Annotated in this window: 14 protein-coding genes; 10 read left to right on the forward strand and 4 right to left on the reverse strand. The window is 74.8% G+C overall.

Going from position 1 to position 19497, the window contains the following annotated elements; translation table 11 throughout:
• Nucleotides 1–4 precede the first annotated feature (4 nt).
• The 3 genes from ccrA to ACFV8H_RS03055 all read right to left on the reverse strand — a co-directional run bounded on the left by ccrA (nucleotide 5) and on the right by ACFV8H_RS03055 (nucleotide 4677).
• Complete coding sequence (ccrA, locus tag ACFV8H_RS03045) at nucleotides 5–1342, reverse strand: crotonyl-CoA carboxylase/reductase (RefSeq protein WP_375893996.1); 1338 nt, start codon at nucleotides 1340–1342, stop codon at nucleotides 5–7.
• Nucleotides 1343–1723: 381 nt separating this feature from the next.
• Nucleotides 1724–2644 carry a TetR family transcriptional regulator gene (locus tag ACFV8H_RS03050; protein WP_380396278.1) on the reverse strand — a complete coding sequence of 307 codons (921 nt, stop codon included), beginning with the start codon at nucleotides 2642–2644 and terminating at the stop codon, nucleotides 1724–1726.
• A 257-nt stretch (nucleotides 2645–2901) separates the two neighbouring features.
• Nucleotides 2902–4677 (reverse strand): 3-hydroxyacyl-CoA dehydrogenase family protein, encoded by a 1776-nt coding sequence (locus tag ACFV8H_RS03055; RefSeq protein ID WP_380396279.1) that lies wholly within the window; start codon nucleotides 4675–4677, stop codon nucleotides 2902–2904.
• A 546-nt stretch (nucleotides 4678–5223) separates the two neighbouring features.
• Between ACFV8H_RS03055 and ACFV8H_RS03060 the strand changes: the two genes are divergently transcribed.
• The 3 genes from ACFV8H_RS03060 to ACFV8H_RS03070 all read left to right on the forward strand — a co-directional run bounded on the left by ACFV8H_RS03060 (nucleotide 5224) and on the right by ACFV8H_RS03070 (nucleotide 9713).
• Nucleotides 5224–6663: a glutamine synthetase gene (locus ACFV8H_RS03060; RefSeq protein WP_380396280.1), complete on the forward strand. Its 1440-nt coding sequence runs from the start codon at nucleotides 5224–5226 to the stop codon at nucleotides 6661–6663.
• Between the two features lies 1 nt (nucleotide 6664).
• The gene (locus ACFV8H_RS03065) at nucleotides 6665–7861 is read left to right on the forward strand and encodes an amidohydrolase family protein (RefSeq protein WP_380396281.1); all 1197 of its coding nucleotides are present in this window, start codon (nucleotides 6665–6667) and stop codon (nucleotides 7859–7861) included.
• Between the two features lie 247 nt (nucleotides 7862–8108).
• Nucleotides 8109–9713: a S8 family serine peptidase gene (locus ACFV8H_RS03070; RefSeq protein ID WP_380396282.1), complete on the forward strand. Its 1605-nt coding sequence runs from the start codon at nucleotides 8109–8111 to the stop codon at nucleotides 9711–9713.
• A 43-nt stretch (nucleotides 9714–9756) separates the two neighbouring features.
• Here ACFV8H_RS03070 and ACFV8H_RS03075 read toward each other — a convergent pair whose 3' ends face one another.
• Nucleotides 9757–10659: a HipA family kinase gene (locus ACFV8H_RS03075; RefSeq protein ID WP_380396283.1), complete on the reverse strand. Its 903-nt coding sequence runs from the start codon at nucleotides 10657–10659 to the stop codon at nucleotides 9757–9759.
• A 90-nt stretch (nucleotides 10660–10749) separates the two neighbouring features.
• On the opposite strand from ACFV8H_RS03075, the gene ACFV8H_RS03080 reads away from it, so the two are divergent.
• The 7 genes from ACFV8H_RS03080 (at nucleotide 10750) to ACFV8H_RS03110 (ending at nucleotide 19457) form a co-directional block, all read left to right on the forward strand.
• A complete protein-coding gene (locus ACFV8H_RS03080; protein WP_380396284.1) occupies nucleotides 10750–11190 on the forward strand; it encodes an SRPBCC family protein in 441 nt (146 codons plus the stop codon).
• Nucleotides 11191–11346: 156 nt separating this feature from the next.
• On the forward strand, nucleotides 11347–12501 hold the full coding sequence (locus ACFV8H_RS03085; protein ID WP_380396285.1) for a glycosyltransferase: 1155 nt from the start codon (nucleotides 11347–11349) through the stop codon (nucleotides 12499–12501).
• Between the two features lie 393 nt (nucleotides 12502–12894).
• Nucleotides 12895–14418 carry a sugar transferase gene (locus ACFV8H_RS03090; protein ID WP_380396286.1) on the forward strand — a complete coding sequence of 508 codons (1524 nt, stop codon included), beginning with the start codon at nucleotides 12895–12897 and terminating at the stop codon, nucleotides 14416–14418.
• A 6-nt stretch (nucleotides 14419–14424) separates the two neighbouring features.
• Entirely contained in the window at nucleotides 14425–15741 is a 1317-nt protein-coding gene (locus tag ACFV8H_RS03095) for an O-antigen ligase family protein (protein WP_380396287.1), read from the forward strand.
• Complete coding sequence (locus ACFV8H_RS03100) at nucleotides 15738–17504, forward strand: lipid II flippase MurJ (RefSeq protein ID WP_380396288.1); 1767 nt, start codon at nucleotides 15738–15740, stop codon at nucleotides 17502–17504. Before ACFV8H_RS03095 ends, ACFV8H_RS03100 begins: the two co-directional genes overlap by 4 nt.
• A complete protein-coding gene (locus ACFV8H_RS03105; protein ID WP_380396289.1) occupies nucleotides 17494–18345 on the forward strand; it encodes a polysaccharide deacetylase family protein in 852 nt (283 codons plus the stop codon). The genes ACFV8H_RS03100 and ACFV8H_RS03105 overlap by 11 nt, the downstream gene beginning before the upstream one ends.
• Entirely contained in the window at nucleotides 18342–19457 is a 1116-nt protein-coding gene (locus tag ACFV8H_RS03110) for a glycosyltransferase (RefSeq protein ID WP_380396290.1), read from the forward strand. The genes ACFV8H_RS03105 and ACFV8H_RS03110 overlap by 4 nt, the downstream gene beginning before the upstream one ends.
• Nucleotides 19458–19497 lie beyond the last annotated feature (40 nt).

Raw genomic sequence — 19497 nt, forward strand, 5'->3', positions numbered from 1 at the left:
GGCCTCAGATGTTCCGGAAGCGGTTGATCGCGTCGAGGTGGGTGGCGCGCAGCTCGGCGTCTCGCACGCCCAGGCCCTCCTCGGGGGCCAGGCAGAGCACGCCGACCTTGCCCTGGTGCTTGTTGTGGTGCACGTCGAGGGCGGCCTGGCCGGTCTCCTCCAGGGAGTACACCTTGGAGAGGGTCGGGTGGATCTTGCCCTTGGCGACCAGGCGGTTGGCCTCGTAGGCCTCGCGGTAGTTGGCGAAGTGCGAGCCGACGATCCGCTTGAGCGACATCCACAGGTAGCGGTTGTCGTACTGGTGCATGAAGCCGGAGGTGGAGGCGCAGGTGACGATGGTGCCGCCCTTGCGGGTGACGTACACCGAGGCGCCGAAGGTCTCCCGGCCCGGGTGCTCGAAGACGATGTCGACGTCCTCGCCGCCGGTGAACTCGCGGATCTTGGAGCCCAGGCGCTTCCACTCGCGCGGGTCCTGGTTGTTCTCGTCCTTCCAGAACTTGTAGCCCTCGGCCGAGCGGTCGATGATCGCCTCGGCGCCCATGGCGCGGCAGATGTCGGCCTTGGACTCGCTGGAGACCACACAGATCGGGGTGGCGCCGCCGGCCAGCGCGTACTGGGTGGCGTACGAGCCGAGGCCGCCGCTGGCGCCCCAGATCAGCACGTTGTCGCCCTGCTTCATGCCGGCGCCGTTCTGCGACACCAGCTGGCGGTAGGCGGTGGAGTTGACCAGGCCGGGGGAGGCGGCCTCCTCCCAGGAGAGGTGCTTCGGCTTGGGCAGCAGCTGGTTGGTCTTCACCAGGGCGAGCTGGGCCAGGCCGCCGAAGTTGGTCTCGAAGCCCCAGATGCGCTGCTCCGGGTCCATCATCGTGTCGTTGTGGCCGTCCGGGGACTCCAGCTCGACCGAGAGGCAGTGGGCGACGACCTCGTCGCCGGGCTTCCAGGCGTTGACCCCGGCGCCGGTGCGCAGCACCACGCCCGCGAGGTCGGAGCCGAGCACGTGGTACGGCAGGTCGTGGCGCTTGGTGAGCGGCGACAGCCGGCCGTAGCGCTCCAGGAAGCCGAAGGTGGAGACCGGCTCGAAGATCGAGCTCCACACGGTGTTGTAGTTCACCGAGCTGGCCATGACCGCGACCAGGGCCTCGCCGGGGCCGAGCTCCGGGAGGGCGACCTCGTCGAGGTGGAGGGACTTTCGGGGGTCCTTGTCGCGGCTGTCGAGGCCCGCGAACATCTGCTCCTCGTCCTTGTGGAGCGTGACCGCCCGGTAGGACTCGGGGAGCTTGATCGCCGCGTAGTCGGCCGACGTGGCGTCGGAGCTGAGGATCGCGTCGAGGATTTCCTGCATGGCTGCCTCCGAAGGCGTACCTGTGTGAGGGTCACAGGGCGTCTGGGGGAGCCGGGAGCGGACACCGGCTTCGCTGAGGTGGGTGGTTGGCGGTCAGGCGGTCGCCCGGTGGTGGTCCGGGCGGGTCTGCACTGCTGGTCTGGCTCTGCTCCCGGGGTGTGGGAACGCCGGACGACGGCGCGCCGAGGTGGGGAGCCGCGGCGCCGCGACTGGTGAGTAACAAGGTAGTGGCACCCTGTGCCACTCGTAAAGACACCGGGTGTCAGGAATTCCGACACTCCGGAAGGGTGCGGAACGCGCGTAGTGCGGGTACGCCGAGGGCCCGTACCGATACCTCGGTACGGGCCCTCGCTGTGCCGCTGACCTGCTGTTATTCCCGCCTCAGTGGCCCCGGGCGCCACTCAGCGCGGCCCGGATGCTGTCCACCACGACCTCCAGCGGAGCGTCCGTGCGGGCGACTGTGATGAGCACCTCACCTCCGGGACTGGCACTCAGTGCGCTCTCCGCCACCCCATCCTCTGGCATCCCACTGGCACCCGGTGCCACCAACGAGCCCCGGCGTCTGGCACCCGGGGCACTGGCCGCCCAGAAGGTCCGCCGGATCACCTCGAAGGAGTGGTCCAGCTGCGCCTCGACGTCGCCCCGGCCGCCGGCCCGCAGCCAGCGCCGCAGCACGTGGTTGTGCGCCGCGACGACCGCCGCCGCCGACACCTCGGCCAGCATCGGGTCGTCCTCGCCGCCGCGCTGCCAGCCCGACGGAATGGACTCCCCGGTGTCGAAACGGCCCAGCAGGTAGCGGGTGAACAGCCGCTCGTACCGGGCCACCACGGCGATCTCGCGCTCGCGCAGCGCCGGGACCTGACGGATCAGCTGGTACCGCGCGACCGACACCCCCGGGGTGGAGGCGTACATCCGCAGCACCTCCTTGATGCCGCGGCACACCACGTCCAGCGGGTGCTCCTCCGGCTCGGCGCTGGCCAGCAGGTCGGCCACCCGCACCAGGGTGTCGTCGTGGTCGGGGAAGATCGCCTCCTCCTTCGACCGGAAGTACCGGAAGAAGGTGCGCCGGGCGACCCCGGCGGCCGCGGCGATCTGGTCGACCGTCGTCTCCTCGTAGCCCTGCGAGGCGAACAGCTCCATCGCGGCCGCGGCCAGGTCCTGGCGCATCTGCTGGCGCTGCGCCGCCGCCCGGCGGCTGCCCGGCCCGGCCTCCGTCCCGGCGCCCCCGGACGGGCCGGCCGTCCGTTCGGTGCCGCGCGGTCCGGCGGTGTGCTGAGGGGTGGCTGACTGAACCCGATCCATGTCCGGAACGCTACACGGCCCGGTCGGCGGGGCCGCGGCCGTTCCCCGGCGCACCGGCGTGACCGGGCCGGTCACGGCCGGTCTGGGCCAGCGCGCGGACACCGCCCCCGGGGTCCAGGCGGGGTGGCCGGCCGCCCCGGAGCCGTACGGCGCGGCACCGTTGCCGTAGGCCGCGCCGTTGCCCGGGGGCGGGGCGCCGGGGCCGTACGGCGCCGCTCCCGCGTCCGGCAGCCGGTCGCCCCCGGCCCGTGACGCGGTCACCGGCGCGCGTGGTCGCGGAAGCCGCGGCCGGTCTTGCGGCCCAGGCAGCCGGCCGCGACCAGGTGCTCCAGCAGGGGCGCCGCGGCCAGGCCCGGCTCGCGGAACTCCTGGTGCAGCACCTGCTCGATGGTCAGCGAGACGTCCAGGCCGACCACGTCCAGCAGCTCGAACGGGCCCATCGGGTAGCCGCAGCCCAGCTTCATCGCGGTGTCGATGTCGTCCACCGTCGCGTAGTGCTCCTGGAGCATCCGCACCGCGTCGTTCAGGTACGGGAACAGCAGGGCGTTGACGATGAAGCCGGCCCGGTCGCCGCACTCCACCGGGTGCTTGCGCACCTTCGCGGTCAGCTCCAGCACCGTCGCCGTGACGTCCGGGGCGGTCAGCACGGTGGAGACCACCTCGACCAGCTTCATGGCCGGCGCCGGGTTGAAGAAGTGCATGCCGATCACGTCCTGCGGCCGCGAGGTGGCGGTCGCGCAGCTGATCACCGGCAGCGAGGAGGTGGTGGTGGCGAGCACCGCGCCCGGGCGGACGATCTTGTCCAGGGTCGCGAACAGCTCCCGCTTGACCTCCAGGTCCTCGGCGACCGCCTCGACCACCAGGTCCACCTCGGCCAGCTCGGCGTACCGGCCGACCGGGGTGACCAGCGCCAGCGCGGCGTCCCGCTGCTCCGCGCTCAGCCGGCCCTTGGCGACCGAGCGCTCCAGCGACCTCGCCAGCTGCGCCTTGGCCCGCTCGGCCTTCTCCTGGCTGCGGGCGGCCAGCAGCACCGGGTGCCCGGCCTTGGCGAACACCTCGGCGATGCCGGTGGCCATCGTGCCCGAGCCGCAGACGCCGACGGTGCGCACCTCGCGGCCCGCCACCTTCGGCCGCGCCGGGCCGGTGGCCGCGTCCACGGCCCTGGAGGAGCCCGGCGCCTCGTAGGTGTAGAAGCCGCGCCCGGACTTGCGGCCCAGCAGCCCGGCCGAGACCAGCTGGCCGAGGATCGGCGCGGGCGCGTGCAGCCGGTCCCGGGACTGCTCGTACATCGCCTCCAGCACCGTCCGGGCGGTGTCCACGCCGATCAGGTCGAGCAGCGCCAGCGGGCCCATCGGCAGGCCGCAGCCGAGCCGCATCGCGGCGTCGATGTCCTCCCGGGAGGCGTACTTGGACTCGTACATCGAGGCGGCCTGGTTCAGGTACGCGAACAGCAGGCCGTTCACCACGAAGCCGGCCCGGTCGCCCGCCGCCACCGGCTCCTTGCCCAGGTCGCGGGCGAAGGCGGCGGCGTCCTCGGCGGTCTGCGGGGAGGTCAGCACGGTGCGGACCACCTCGACCAGCTTCATGGTGTGCACCGGGTTGAAGAAGTGCAGGCCGAGCACCCGCTCCGGGCGGGCGGTCGCGGCGGCGATCCGGGTCACCGACAGGGCGGTGGTGCCGGTGGCCAGCACCGTGCCCTCCGGGCAGATCCGGTCCAGCTCGGCGAAGACCTCCCGCTTCAACTCCAACTGCTCGGGGACCTCCTCGATCACCAGGTCCGCCTCGGCGGCGGCGGTCAGCGCGTGCCCGACCGAGATCCGGGCCAGCAGCGCGGTGCGCTCCCCGGCGGTGATCCGCTCCCGGTCGACCGCGTGCGCGGTCGCCTCCTCGATCCGGGCCAGCGCCCGGGCGGCCGAGTCCTCGGAGGCCTCGATGCCGATCACCCGGCGGCCGCTCCTGGCGACCGCCACCGCGACTCCGGCACCCATCGTGCCGAGGCCGACGACGGCCACGGTGGGGAAGGGACGCTCCATCAGTCCTGACTCCTATGTCATGAAGGGCCCGCGCGCGCTCCGGCGGGCGGGCCGCCGCGCCCGTCGACGAGGACGGGGGCGGCCGGCGCCGGAGGAGGGTTCGCGCGCGGGGGCTTGGGGAGATGACGGGGTTCCGGCAGGCCCGGGCAGCGGCCGGTCCGCTCCGGCCGAACTGCGGGGTGTGCCGTGGTGCTCAGGCGCTCGAAGGTGAAGGAAGCGGCACTGATACGAGGAGAGACCCGGCCCGCCGCGGTCCGCGGCACCGGCCGGTGAAGGCGCACCGCGCGGGCGCCGCAGACACGACGACCGCGACCTCCCGTCGGTGCGGCTCCCGAAGCCCGACGGTGGTGCGTCCGGCCACTGTAGCGAAGCTACTGGCGAGTAGGAAGAGGGCGTCGGCGGAAAACCGTCCGGCTCCGGCCCGGCACGGCGGCGGGTCGGACCCGAACGACCTTTCCCCGAACGGGTGAAGAGGCGGACGGGCGTCCGTCCGTTCCACCCGATAGGGGAGTTAGCGGCCCCCGGTCCGCGGGGCAGCATGGCGGCATGAGCACCGTCACCGCCGCCCAGGCCGCCGACCCCGTCGGGCCGCTCGGCCCCGGCGCCCTCGCGGCCGCCGTCGCGCTGCCCCCGCGGGCCGAGCGCGCCGAGCGGGCCGAGCGCGCCGTCGACCGGCTGCGCACCGCCGCCGTCGAGGCGGTCGCCGTGACGTGGGTGGACAACGCGGGCATCGCCCGGGTCAAGGGCGTGCCGCTCGACGGCCTGGTGCACGCGGCCCAGTGGGGCGTCGGCGCGGCGCCCTGCTTCGACGTGTTCCTCGCCGACGACACCATCACCACCAGCCCGCTGATCGGCGGCCCCACCGGGGACTTGAGGCTCTACCCCGACCTCGACCGGATCGTCCCGCTGGCCGCCCAGCCCGGCTGGGCCTGGGCCCCGGCGGACCGCCACACCCAGGCCGGCACCCCGCACCCCGGCTGCCAGCGCCTGTTCGCCCGCCGGGCGGAGGCCGCGGCCTCCGCCCGCGGGTTGAGCCTCAAGGCGGGCATCGAGGTCGAGTGGGTGGTCGCCCTGGCGGGGGCCCCGCAGGAGCCGCCGCAGTACCCCACGCACGGCCCCGCGTACGGCATGCACCGGCTCACCGACCTCTCCGACTACCTGCGGGACGTCCTGCGCGCCCTCCGCGCCCAGGGCCTGGGCGTGCTGCAGATCCACCCCGAGTACTCCCCGGGCCAGTTCGAGGTCTCGGTCGCCCCCGAGGGCCCGGTCGGCGCCGCCGACACCTCCGTCCTGGTCCGGCACACCGTCCGCGCCGTCTCCGCCCGGCACGGCCTGCGGGCCTCCTTCGCCCCCGTGGTCGAGGCCGACGGGGTCGGCAACGGCGGCCACCTCCACCTCAGCCTCTGGCGGGACGGCCGCAACCTCGGGCACGGCGGCGCCGGCCCGCACGGGCTGACGGCCGAGGCCGAGGGCTTCCTCGCCGGGGTGCTCCGGGCGCTGCCCGAACTCCTGGTGCTGGGCTGCTCCAGCCCCGCCGGGTACCTGCGGCTGGTGCCCCGGCACTGGGCCGGGGCGTACCAGTGCTGGGGCCTGGAGAACCGGGAGGCCGCGCTGCGCCTGGTCACCGGCTCCACCGGGGAGCGCGCCGCCGCCGCGAACGCGGAGGTCAAGTGCTTCGACGCGAGCGCCAACCCGTACCTCGCGGTCGGCGCGGTGATCGCCGCCGGCCTCGCCGGCCTGGACGAACGCCGCGCCCTGCCCCCGGAGTTCACCGGCGATCCGGCCGCCGCCGAGCCGGGCACGGTGCCCCGGCTGCCGCAGGGCCCGGCCGAGGCGCTCGCCGCGTACGAGCGCTCGGCGGTGCTGCGCGAGGCGCTCGGCGAACCGCTGCACCAGGCGGTGGCGGCGGTGCGCCGGGCCGAGGCCGAGCAGTACGCGGCCGTCGGCGCGGAGGAGTTGATCGCGGCGACGCGCTGGCGGTACTGAGGTGGCCCGGCCGGAGGACGCGGAAGGGCGGCTCGGGGCCCTGGAGGTCGGGGCTCTGGACGTCGGGGCCCGGGAGGTCGGGGGCCTTGAGATCGGGGCCCTGGTCGACCACCACTGCCACAGCGTGGTGGCGGCCGAGCTCGCCGACGACGCCCTGGCCGGACTGCTCACCGAGTCCGACCGTCCGCCCGCGCCCGGCTGCTCGCCCTTCGACAGCGCGATCGGCCTCGCCGTCCGGCGGTGGTGCCCGCCCGTGCTCGGCCTGCCGGCGCACGCCCCGGCCGCCGACTACCTGGCCCGGCGGCGCGAGTTGGGCGCGGCGGAGGCCACCCGCCGGCTGCTCGCGGCCGCCGGACTGGACACCTGCCTGGTGGACACCGGGCTGACCGTCGCCGTGGGCCGCGCACTGCTGCCGCTGCCCGAACTCGCCGAGGCCACCGGGGCGGTGGTGCGCGAGGTGGTCCGGCTGGAGTCGGTGGCCGAGCGGGTGCCGGTCGGCGCGGCGGACTGGCCGCGGGCCGTCGGCGAGGCCCTGGCGCGGGCCGCCGCCGGTGCCGTCGCGGTCAAGTCGGTGGTCGCCTACCGGCACGGCCTGGCCGTCCCCGCCGAACGGCCCGCCCGCCCGGCCGTGGTGGCCGCCGCCGGCGCCCGGCTGCGCGCCGGGGGCGGGCGGCTGACCGACCCGGTCCTGCTGCACCACCTGCTCTGGACGGCCGTGGACGTCTGCGCCGAGCTGCGCCTGCCCCTCCAGCTCCACACCGGTTTCGGCGATCCCGACCTCACCCTGCACCACGCCGACCCGTCCCTGCTGACCGACTTCGTCCGCGCCGCCGAGCCCAGCGGCGTCCCGCTGGTGCTGCTGCACGGCTATCCGTACCACCGGCAGGCCGGCTGGCTGGCCCAGGCCTTTCCGACGGTGTACGCCGATCTGGGGCTGACGGCCTCCTACACCGGGCCGCGGGTGGCGGCGGTGCTCGGCGAGATGTCGGAACTGGTGCCGTTCGGAAAACTGTTGTTCTCCACCGACGCCTACGGACTTCCCGAACTGTTCTCGGTGGGCGCCGCACAGTTCCGGCACGGACTGGGCATGCTCCTCGCCGACTGGCGGGCGGACGGCGCCTGTTCGGCCGCGGACGCGCAGCGTGTGGCCCGACTGGTCGCGGCCGACAACGCGCGCCGCCTGTACGCGCTCGGCTGAGCGCCCGGCTGTGTCTTCGCGCACATGCCAAATCGGCCCAGTCGTCGACGAACCATCACTTTTTAACAATCTTGAACCCTGTTCCGCCTGTTGACCGGTGGAGCGCGAACCTCCGTTGTTGGTCTAGATGTGACGATTAGATGACTACCTCTTGCGCTTTTCAGCGAATATTCATTAACGTCCCGGTCATCCCAGCGCACCTGCCACACCGCAGCTGCCGGATGACGACTCGGGAGGGCCAACCCCAATGAGAGTTCCTCGGATCAGCCGGACCCGCTACGCGGCTGTGGGCCTGGTGCTCGCGACCGCCGGAGCCCTCGCGCTCCCGGCCGGCACCGCCGTCGCGGCGCCCACCGGCGACTCGACGACCGGTCCGCTGCTCAGCTACGTCGTCAACACCAAGGCCAACCACGGCCAGGTGCAGAAGGTGGAGAAGGCCGTCACCGCCCTCGGTGGCACGGTGGTCCAGTCGTACGACCAGGTCGGCGTCATCGTCGCCCGCTCCAACGACACCAAGTTCGCGGAGAAGCTGCGTCTGGCCAAGGGCGTCGACTCGGTCGGCGCCAGCCGCACCAAGGGCATCCTCGCCGCCGACCAGACCAAGGCCGAGGTCGCCGCCGAGCCGACCGGTGCCGCCGCCGCCGCGAACGGCCAGGAGCCGTACGAGCCCAACCAGTGGGACATGCGCCAGATCGGCGTCGACAAGGCGCACAAGATCTCGCTGGGCAGCCGCAACGTCACCGTCGGCGTGCTGGACTCCGGCATCGACGCCACCCACGAGGACCTGGCCGCCAACGTGGACGCCTCGCAGTCGGTCTCCTGCATCGACGGCAGGACGAACACCGACTGGAAGGCGTGGCAGCCGACCACCAGCGACCACGGTACCCACGTCGCCGGCACGATCGCCGCCGCCAAGAACGGCAAGGGCATCGTCGGCATCGCCCCGAACGTCAAGCTGGCCGCGGTCAAGGTCGTCGACGACGGTGGCTTCATCTACCCGGAGAACGCGGTCTGCGGCTTCGTCTGGGCCGGCGAGCACGGCTTCAAGGTGACGAACAACAGCTACTACGTCGACCCGTGGATGTTCAACTGCCCGAACGACAAGGACCAGGCCGCGATCTCGGACGCCGTCCGCAAGGCCGTCGCCTTCTCGCAGCGCAAGGGCGTCCTGAACGTCGCCGCCGCCGGTAACGAGAACATCGACCTGGCGCACAAGACCACCGACGTCTCCAGCCCGGACGACACCAAGCCCGGCACCCGCCCGGTCTCCAACGACTGCCTGTCGCTGCCGACCGAGCTGCCCGGCGTGATCGCGGTCTCCGCGGTCGGCGTCAACGGCGACAAGTCGTACTACTCCAGCTACGGCAAGGGCGTCGTCACCGTCGCCGCGCCGGGTGGTGACGCCCGCTACCAGATCCCGGACACCCCGGACAAGAACGGTCGCATCCTGTCGACCATCCCGGGCAACAAGTACGGGTACATGCAGGGCACCTCGATGGCCACCCCGCACGTCACCGGCGTGGTCGCGCTGCTCGCCAGCACCTTCCCGTGGGCCAGCCCGGACGAGCTCACCGAGCTGCTGACCAACCAGGCCGAGTCCCACGCCTGCCCGACCGGCGTCTACAACCCGGGCAACACGGGCCAGTTCAAGGCCACCTGCGAGGGCGGCGAGGACGACAACGGCTTCTACGGCGCGGGCATCATCAACGCCGAGCACTGGGTCGTGGGGTGGGGCTGCCGCGCTCACCCCCGGGCGCTCAACCCCGCGCGGGGACCCCCGACCGCCGGGGGGGGGGGGGGGCCCCGGCCCCCCCCCCCCCAGCGGCGTTCCGGCCCCGCGGCCGAGCCGTGACCCGGCCCCGGCGGCCCCGCGCGCACCCGGCGTTCCGGCCGCGCTACTCCCCGGCCTCGACGTGGTGCTCCCAGACCGTCTCCACCGACGGCTTGCCGTGCAGGTCCGGCACCTCCTGCAGCCAGGCCGGCCGCCCGGCCCGGGTGCGGGCCGCGCGGCGCAGCTCCGCCTCGCGCAGCTGCGCGGGCGTGGCGAAGCCCTCCGGCAGCCACTGCGCGGAGAGCACCGCCCGGGCGGCCAGGTGGGTGACGTACGCGTGCCGGACGGCGTCCGCCGAGTCGAAGCCGGGCTCGTCGGCCAGCCACTCGTCCGGGACCAGCGCCACCACCTGCTCCAGCAGGTCGACGGTGACCAGCGGCCCGAGGTCCTCGTCGGCCAGCCGGACGTCCGGGGCGCAGCCGCCCAGCGCGTGCGCGCTGAGGTCGTACCGCTTGCCGACGGACGCCCCGGCGGTGGCCCAGCGGTGGTGGAAGATCAGCGCGGCGCCGTTGTCGATCAGCCAGAGCCGTTGGTGCCAGACCATCAGGTTGGGGTTGTGCACGGTGCGGTCGACGTTGCCGGTGAGCGCGTCCAGCCAGACCACCCGCCCCGCCTCGGCGGAGTCCACCGGGATCGCCCCGGGCCGGTAGTCGGCGGCCCCGGGCAGCAGGTCCATCCCGAGGTTGAGCCCGGCGCTGGCCTTGAGCAGGTCCTGGATCTCGGTGTCCGGTTCGTCGGCGGCCACCGCCGGATCGAAGTCCACCAGCCGCAGCTCCGGCACCCGCAGTCCGAGCCGCCGGGCCAGCTCGCCGACGATCACCTCGGCCACCAGCGCCTTGCGGCCCTGGGCGGCGCCGGTGAACTTGACCACGTACGTTCCCAGGTCGTCGGTCTCCACGACGCCCGGCACCGAGCCCCCGGCCCGCAGCGGGTCCACGTAGCGCAGCGCAGTCACCAGATCGAGCACACCCGCCACCCTATCCCGCCGTGCCACGTGATTGGCTTGCCGCTGAGACCGGTACGCAGAGCGGTACCCACCACACGAGGAGAGCAAGGCATGGGACAGGTGCAGGCCACCACCGAGCGGATCTACGACGCCGCGCCCGAGCGGGTGTACGAGGCGCTGGCCGACTACCAGGTGACCCGCCCGAAGCTGCTGCCCGCGCAGTACAGCGAGTACGAGGTCCGGGTCGGCGGGACCGGCGCCGGCACCCAGGTGCACTGGAAGCTGCAGGCCACCGAGAAGCGGGTGCGCGACTGCCTGTTCACCGTCTCGGCGCCGCAGCCGGACCAGCTGGTGGAGAAGGACGCCAACTCCAGCATGGTGATCACCTGGACCGTCGCGGCCGCCGGCGAGGGCCGCACCAGGGTCACCGTCACCGCCACCTGGCAGGGCGCCACCGGCATCGGCGGCTTCTTCGAGCGCACCTTCGCCCCCAAGGGCCTGAACCGGATCCACGACCAGGTGCTGGCCAACCTGGCCGCCGAGGTGCGCTGACCCGGGGTTCCCGCCCGGCCCGGGTGAATCGCCCGGAGTTTCGAGCGGCTCGTCCGCCCGTACGAGCCGAAAGCCGTACGGGTGGACGGCCCACCACCTGCGGGTGACGGGGGCCGCCCCGCACGGGGGAGCCATCCTAGGCTCGCCGCCGTGCATATGACGATCCTTCACATTTCACAGCCGGTGGACGGCGGAGTCGCCCGCGTCGTCGTCGATCTGGTCCGGGGGCAGCGCGAGGCCGGGCACCGGGTGCTGGTCGCCTGCCCGCGCGGCGGGAGGCTGGCCGAGGAGGCCGCCGCGGTCGGCGCGCTGGTCCAGGACTGGCCCGCGGACCGCTCGCCCGGCCCGGGCACCGCCGCCGAGGCCTGGCGGCTGCGCCGGATCGTCCGGGCCGCCGGACCGGACGTGGTCCACCTGCACAGTGCCAAGGCCGGGCTGGCCGGCCGGCTGGCCGTGCGCGGCGCGGTGCCGACCGTCTTCCAGCCGCACGCCTGGTCCTTCGCCGCCGTGGACGGCGCGATGGCCGCCGCGACCCTGCGCTGGGAGCGCTTCGCGAGCCGCTGGGCGCACCGGCTGCTGTGCGTCAGCGTCCAGGAGCGGGCCGACGGCGTGGCCGCGGGGGTGCACGCCGACTGGGCGGTGGTGCCCAACGGCGTCGACGTCCGCCACTACGCGCCGGCCGACCGCCGGGCCGCCCGGATCGCGCTCGGGCTGGACCTGGACGCCCCGCTCGCGGTCTGCGTCGGGCGGCTGTGCCGGCAGAAGGGCCAGGACGTGCTGCTGGCCGCCTGGCCGGAGGTGCTGCGCCGGGTGCCGCAGGCCCGGCTGGCGCTGGTCGGCGGCGGACCGGACGAGCAGCGGCTGGCGGAGGCGGTCCGGGAGTCGGCCGAGCCGTGCCGGGTCCGGCTGGTCGGGGACGTACCGGATCCGCGCCCGTGGCTGGCGGCGGCCGACCTGGTGGTGCTGCCCTCGCGCTGGGAGGGGATGGCGCTGGCGCCGCTGGAGGCGATGGCGGCGGCCCGGCCGGTGCTGCTGACGGACGTGCCGGGGGCCCGGGAGTGCCTGCCGCCGGCGGAGCGCGCGCAGTCGGTGCTGCCGCCCGAGGACGCGGACGCGCTCGCCACTCGGATGGCCGAAGCGCTGTCCGACCCGATCGAGTGCGAGCGACGCGGTGCCCGGCTGCGCGAGCACGTGACGGCCCGGCACGACGTCCGCACGGTGGTCGAACAGGTGGACGTCCTGTACCGCCACCTGCTGGGGGCCGGACCGGCGGCCGGACGGCGCAGGACCCGTGTCCCAGAGCGGATCTGATCGTTTCACATGCCGTGAATCCCCGCCGTTCCGGCGCCGGCGCATTCGCACCCTCAACCGGAAATGGAAGAGGCGTTAAATCCGAAATACCTATTAATGGGCGGCTGGAATGAAACGGCAAGTCAACTTCCGGCGCACATGCCTTGGTTCGGTATTGTCGGATTTTGCCTGCTTCGTTTCGATTTCACCCCGGGAATTCCTGTCCGGGCCCTTCGCAGCCGCGTCCGTGGTGACCAGCCCTTCCGCGATCGGCCCCCTCGCCGGAGAACCGAAAGCCGCCAGCGATGGCAGGTGCTGTCAGGACCGCGCCCACCGGGCCGGGACGGCCGCCCCGTGCCGATCGGTGCCGGGGCACCGCCACCCCGGGCACACAGCAGGGGAGTTCGTGCGCTGATGACCATTGACCACGACAGCGTGCCGCGATCCGGCGGGCCCCTGTCCGGACCGCGACTGCGCGGCACCGGGCTGCTCGACCGGCCGACCCGTACGGCGTACACCCGGGCGGTGGCGTCGCCCCGCCGGCACCGCCGGGCCTGCCGCTCCCGGCTCGCCCTGCCGCTCGCGCTGGTCCAGGTCGACGCGATCGCGCTCTGCACCGGCACCGGCATCGCCAACCGGGCGATCGACCCGACCGCCCCGCTCGCCCCGCTGCTCGGCGCCGCCGCCGTCCTGCCCCTGCTCCTGCTGCTCAACCTGGCCGGCGGCCTCTACCGCACCCGGCTCACCCTGTCGGTCCTGGACGAACTCCCCGCCCTGGCCGTCCGCGCCGTGGTCGCCACCGCCTTCGCCGTCACCCTGGCCGGCTGCCTGGACGGGCGCTGGCCCGACTGCGGCCCGGCCACCCCGGCCCGGCTCACCGTCCTGCTCGGCGCCCAACTGCTGATCGCGACCCTCGGCCGCGCCGTCCTCTACCACCTGGTCCGGCGGATCCGCCGCGGCCGCCCCGCCCCCGTCCTGGTGCTCGGCGCCGGCCGGCTCGGCCGCAAGGTCGCCGCCGCGCTCAGCCAGCACGGCGAGTACGGCATGCGCCCGGTCGGCTTCCTGGACGCCGACCCGCCGCTGCTGGCCGACGACACCGACCCGCCCGTGCTCGGCGGCCGCGAGGTGCTGGAGCGCGAGGTCCGCCGGCACCGGATCCACCACGTGATCGCCACCGCCGGCGCCGCCGACGAGGCCGAGACCGCCGCCGCCCTGCGCGACGCCGTCCGGCTCGGCTGCCAGGTCTGGCTGGTGCCCGCGCTGCGCGAGCACGGCTCGCTGCCCACCGCCCCGATCGCCGGCGGCGACCACCTGTGGGGCTTCCCCTGCCTGCGCCTCGGCAGCCCGGCCATGCGCCGCCCCGGCTGGGCCGCCAAGCGCGCCCTGGACGTCACCGCCGCCGGGTTCGGCCTGCTGCTGCTCGCCCCTGTCCTGGCCCTGTGCGCCCTCGCCGTCCGCTTCGACACCGGCCCCGGCGTGCTCTTCCGCCAGCAGCGCACCGGCCTGGACGGCCGGGTCTTCACCGTCCTCAAGTTCCGCACCCTGCGCCCCAGCAACGAGCACGAGTCGGCGACCCGCTGGAACATCTCCCAGGACCACCGGATGGGCGCCGTCGGCCGCCTGCTGCGCAAGAGCTCGCTGGACGAGCTGCCGCAGCTCTGGAACATCCTGCGCGGCGACATGAGCCTGGTCGGCCCGCGCCCCGAACGCCCGTACTTCGTCATGCGGTTCAGCCAGGCCTACCCCGAGTACGGCGACCGGCACCGCGTCCCGGTCGGCCTCACCGGCCTCGCCCAGGTCAACGGCCTGCGCGGGGACACCTCGATCGAGGAGCGGGCCCGCTTCGACAACCGCTACATCGAGAGCTGGAGCCTCTGGCAGGACGTCAAGATCCTGTGCCGCACGGCGGCCCTGATGCTCCACCCGGACGGGAGCTGACCCCGCGTGGCCCTGACCTTCCCGGTCCTTCCCCGGCCCGCCTTACGGCGGGCCCTGCCGGCCCTCGCGGACCGGTCCAGTCTGCTCGCCGCGGCCACCGTCCTGCTGGTGTGCGTGCCCGCGGGGGAGAAGGACGTCACCGCGGCCGTCCACGTCACCGCCGCCGACGTCGCCTCGCTCGCCCTGGTCGCCGTCACCGCGCTCAACCTGCTGCGCGGGCGCCTGCCCGCGATCAGCCGCACCAGCTGCGCGCTGTTCGGCGGCATCGTGGTCGCCGCCGCCGTCGCCACCCTCGGCTCGATCGACCCGGCCACCAGCCTCACCGGCTTCGTCCGGCTCACCCAGGTGTTCGTCCTGGTGCCGGCCGCCGTGCTCTGCTCGCTGCGCGACCGCACCGACCAGCGGCTCGTCCTCGGCTCCTTCGTGCTGGCCGCGCTGATCCAGGGCGTGGTCGGGGCGAACCAGTACCTCACCCGCACCGGCGCCTCCTACACCGGCCAGCCGATCCGGGCCGTCGGCACCTTCGGCGCGCTGGACATCATGGCGATGTCCACCGTGGTCAGCTACGGCCTGCTCGCCGCCCTCGCCCTCGCCCTCGGCGAGCGAGGCCCCGGCGGCGACGTACGACTGCGCCGGGTGATGTTCGCCGCCGCCGCCTTCCTCGCCTTCCCGCTCGCCGTCTCGTTCAGCCGCGGCAGCTGGATCGCCACCGGCGCCGCCGTCACCGTGCTCCTGCTGCGCGCCGACGCCCGGCTGCTGGTGCGCAGCGCCGTGCTGGGCCTGGCCGCCGCCGTCGTCCTGGTCGGCGGGCTCGGGCTCGGGGCCTCCGGCGTCACCGAGCGGCTCAGCTCGATCGGCTCCGTCTCCGCCGCGCCCGACCAGTCCGTCTCCGACCGCTACGACCTGTGGGCCACCGCCGGGCGGATCTGGCAGGACCACCCCGTCCACGGCGCCGGGCCGAAGGCCTTCCCCGAGCTGCGCGACAGCCACGCCCCGCTGCGGCTCTCCTCGGGCAGCGACGCCGCCGACTCCACCATCGGCTTCCAGCGCGAACCGCTGCTCTCCCCGCACAACATGTACTTCCTGGTGCTCAGCGAACAGGGCCTGATCGGCATCACCGCCTACGCCGCGCTCTTCCTCGGCCTGCTGCTCGGCTGCCTGCGGCGCCGCCACACGACCTCGCTCGCCGCGCTCGCGCTGCTCACCTGGGTGCTGGTCGACTTCCTGTACGCCGACATCGGCGGCACCACCACCGTGCTGACCTCCGTCGTCCTCGGCCTCGCGGCCCGCGCCGCCGTCCAGGAGCGGGCGATGCCCCGGTGACCACCGACCAGCCCGCGCTCGCCCCCGCCCTCCCGGCCCCGCGCAGTGCCCCCGCCGGGCCGCCCGCCGCCGAGCCGCCCGCGGCCGGGCCGCAGCGGCCGCCCCGGGGCGGCTTCCTCGTCAAGGCCTTCGGCGTCACCGCGGTGCTCAGCGCCGCCGGCTCGGGCCTCGGCCTGCTGCGCGACCTCCTGCTGGCCCGCTACTTCGGCGCGAGCCAGGGCACCGACGCCTTCCTGGTCGCCTGGACCGTGCCCGAGACGGCCGCACCGCTGCTGATCGAGGACGCCATGTCCTTCCTGATGGTGCCCGCCTTCGCCCTCGCCCTGGTGCTGCGCGAGGAGGACCCGGACGCCCCCGACCCGGTCCGCCAGCTGGTCCGCGCCACCCTGCCCTGGCTGCTGCTGGCCCTCAGCGGGCTCGCCCTGGCCGCCGCCCTCGGCGCCCCCCAGCTGGTGGACCTGCTCGCCCCCGGCCTGCCCGACCCGGGCCTGGCCGTCGCCTGCACCCGGATCACCGCGATCACCGTGCTGCCCTTCGGCGTGGCCGGCTACCTGGCCGCCGCGCTGCGCGCCCACCACAGCTTCACCGCCCCCGCGGGCATCTACGTCGCCTACAACCTCGGCATCCTGGCCCTGCTGTTCGGCTTCCACGGCGTCCTCGGGGTCCGCTCCGCCGCCCTCGGCGTGGCGCTCGGCAGCCTGCTGATGGCCGTCCTGCTGGTCGGCCCGTTCCTGCGGCACCTGCGGACCGGGCCGGCCGCGGCCGGCCGCACCCGGCGCAGCCGCAACGCGCTGGTGCTGATGCCGCTGGCCCTGCTGCCGGTGGCCGCCTTCACGCTGACCAGGCAGTCCCAGGTCTTCGTCGAGCGCTACCTCGGCTCGGCGCTGCCGCCCGGCACCATCTCGCACCTCAACTACGCCGCCAAGGTCTCCCAACTCGCCATGACGGCGGGCATCCTGATCTGCACCGTCACCTTCCCCCTGGTCGCCCGGGCACTCGCGGCGGGGGACCTCACCGCGGCCCGCGACCGGGTCGAGAAGGACCTCGGGCAGGCCGCCGCGGTCGTGCTGCTCGGCACCGCCTTCCTGATGGCCTGCGCCCCCTCGGCGGTCTCGCTGCTGTTCGAGCGCGGCGCCTTCGGCCCGGGGGACACCGCCGCCACCGCCGCCGTCATCCGGGTGTACAGCTTCGGCCTGCCCGCCCAGGCGCTGATCGGCGTGATGATCCGCCCGTACTTCTCGCTCCGCCCGGTGGTCCGCCGGGCCGACGACCCGCGCAGCGAGGACGGCGGGCGCCGGCTGCTGGACTGGTACCCGGTCGCCGCGATGCTGCTCGGCCTCGGGGTGACCGTCACCGTCGGCCTGCTCGCCACACCCCGGTTCGGGGCGCTCGGCCTGGCCGCCGGCAACGCGAGCGGGATCACCGCCACCGCCGCGCTGCTGCTGCGCGGGCTGGTGCTGCGCGGCATCCCGCTGCGGCTGCGCCGGGTGCTCGGCGACCACGGTCGGCTGGTGCTGGCCGCCGCCGGGGGCGCCGTCGCGGGCGCCGCCGCCGCGAGCCTGTCGGCCGACCCGCTGCTCTCGACCCTCTCCGGTGGCCTGACCGTGGTGCTGGCCTTCGCCGCCCTCGGCACCGGGCTCCGGGCCCGCGAGGTGCGCGGCCCGGTGCTGGCCGCCGCCCGGGCCGTGGGGCTCGGGCCCGACCGGCGGGCCCTGAACCTGCCGACCGTCCCCGACGAAGGGAAGTCTCCCCATGGACGATGAGCGGGGATCCGTCCGTTCGGCCCGGGCGGGCGTCACCGACGCCCCGCCCGACCGGGCGCGACTGCCCAGAAGCCGCCGCCAGGCCGGCGGACCCGCCCTGCCCGGCTCCTCCTCGCCGTGGATCCTGATGTACCACTCGGTGGCGGTCGAGGAGGAGGACCCGTACCAACTCACCGTCAGCCCCGAGCGGTTCGCCGAGCAGATCGCCTGGCTGCACCGGCGCGGCCGGCGCGGCGTCTCGGTCCGCGAGCTGATGCGGGCCCGCGCCCAGGGGCAGGACGACAAGCTGGTCGGCCTGACCTTCGACGACGGCTACGCGGACTTCGCCCGGTACGCCGTCCCGATCCTCCAGGCGTACGGCTTCACCGCCACCGCGTACGTGGTCGCCGACCTGCTCGGCCAGGACAACGGCTGGGACACCGAGGGCCCGCGCAAGAAGCTGCTCACCGTCCAGGAGGTCACCGAACTCGCGTCCGCGGGCTGGGAGATCGGCTCGCACGGCCTCGGCCACCAGGCGCTGCCCGGGCTGCCCGCCGAGGTCCTCGGGGTGCAGACCCGGGAGAGCCGGCGCCTGCTGGAGGAGGTCGTCGGCGGCCCGGTCACCGGCTTCTGCTACCCGTACGGCGCCGTCGACCGGCCCGCCGCCGAGGCGGTGCGCGAGGCCGGCTACGACTACGCCTGCGCGATCGCCCACTCCCCGCTCACCGGCCGCTTCGCGCTGCCCCGCTGCTACGTCGGCGACCGGGACGGCGCCTGGCGGCTGCGCGCCAAGAAGGGCCGGCACCGGCTGCGCGACGCCATCACCTCGCTCAAGCGCGGGCGGCGGGAGCGTCGGCCGTGAAGGTGCTGCACATCGTCACCGGGCTCGCCTCCGGCGGTGCCGAGCGCCAACTGCACCTGCTGCTGCGGCACCTGCCGCCGCACCAGCGCTGCGAGGTGCTCGCGCTGACCAACCCGGGCACGGTCGCGGACGCGCTGCGCGCCGACGGCGTGACCGTCCACCACCTCGGCATGCGCGGCAACCGGGACCTCGGGGCGCTGCCCCGGCTGGTGCGGGTGGTCCGGGCCGGCCGCTACGACCTGGTGCACACCCACCTCTACCGCGCCCAGCTGTACGGCCGGCTGGCCGCGCGGCTCGCCGGGGTGCGGGCGGTGGTGTCCACCGAGCACTCGCTGCACGCCGGGGTGATCGAGGGCCGCCCGGTCACCCGGGGCGTCAAGGGCCTCTACCTGGCCGCCGAACGGCTCGGCAGCACCACCGTGGCGGTGTCCCGGCAGGTCGCCCAGACCCTGCGCTCCTGGGGCGTCCCGCCGGCCCGGATCGAGCTGATCCCCAACGGCATCGACACCGCCGGCTACCGCCGGCCGCCCGCCGAGCGGGCCGCTGCCCGCCGCCGGATCCGGGCCGAACTCGGCCTGCCGGAGGGCGGTTGGGTGGTCGGCGGGGTCGGCCGGCTGGTGCCGGGCAAGCGCTTCGAGGTGCTGCTGGCGGCGCTCGCCGAGCTCGACCCGGGGACCAGGCTGCTGCTGGTCGGCGAGGGCCCCGAGCGGGCCGGGCTGGAGCGCCGGGCGGCCGAACTCGGCGTCGGGGAGCGGCTGGTGCTCACCGGCGAGCGGGACGACGTGCCCGACCTGCTGGCCGCGATGGACGTGCTGGCCGCCCCCTCCACCGCGGAGACCTTCGGCCTCGGCGTACTGGAGGGCCTCGCGGCCGGGCTCCCGGTGCGGCACAGCGCCTGCCCGGCGCTGGACGAACTGCCGCCCAGCGCCGCCCCGCAGGCCCGCCGGATCCCCTCCGAGCCCGCCGCGTACGCCGCCGCCCTGCGCGACCTGCGGCAGCTGAGCGGCCACATCGCCGACCCGCTGCCGCACCCCCCGGCCGTCGGCCACTACGACATCGCCCGGGTCGCCACCGACCTGGGCGCCCTCTACGACCGGCTGGCCCGCGCCTGAGCCGCCCGCCGCCGGACCCGCCGTACCAGACCCAAGGAGC

The organism is Kitasatospora sp. NPDC059827, assembly GCF_042731675.1.
In the GTDB taxonomy this organism is placed as follows: Bacteria; Actinomycetota; Actinomycetes; order Streptomycetales; family Streptomycetaceae; genus Kitasatospora.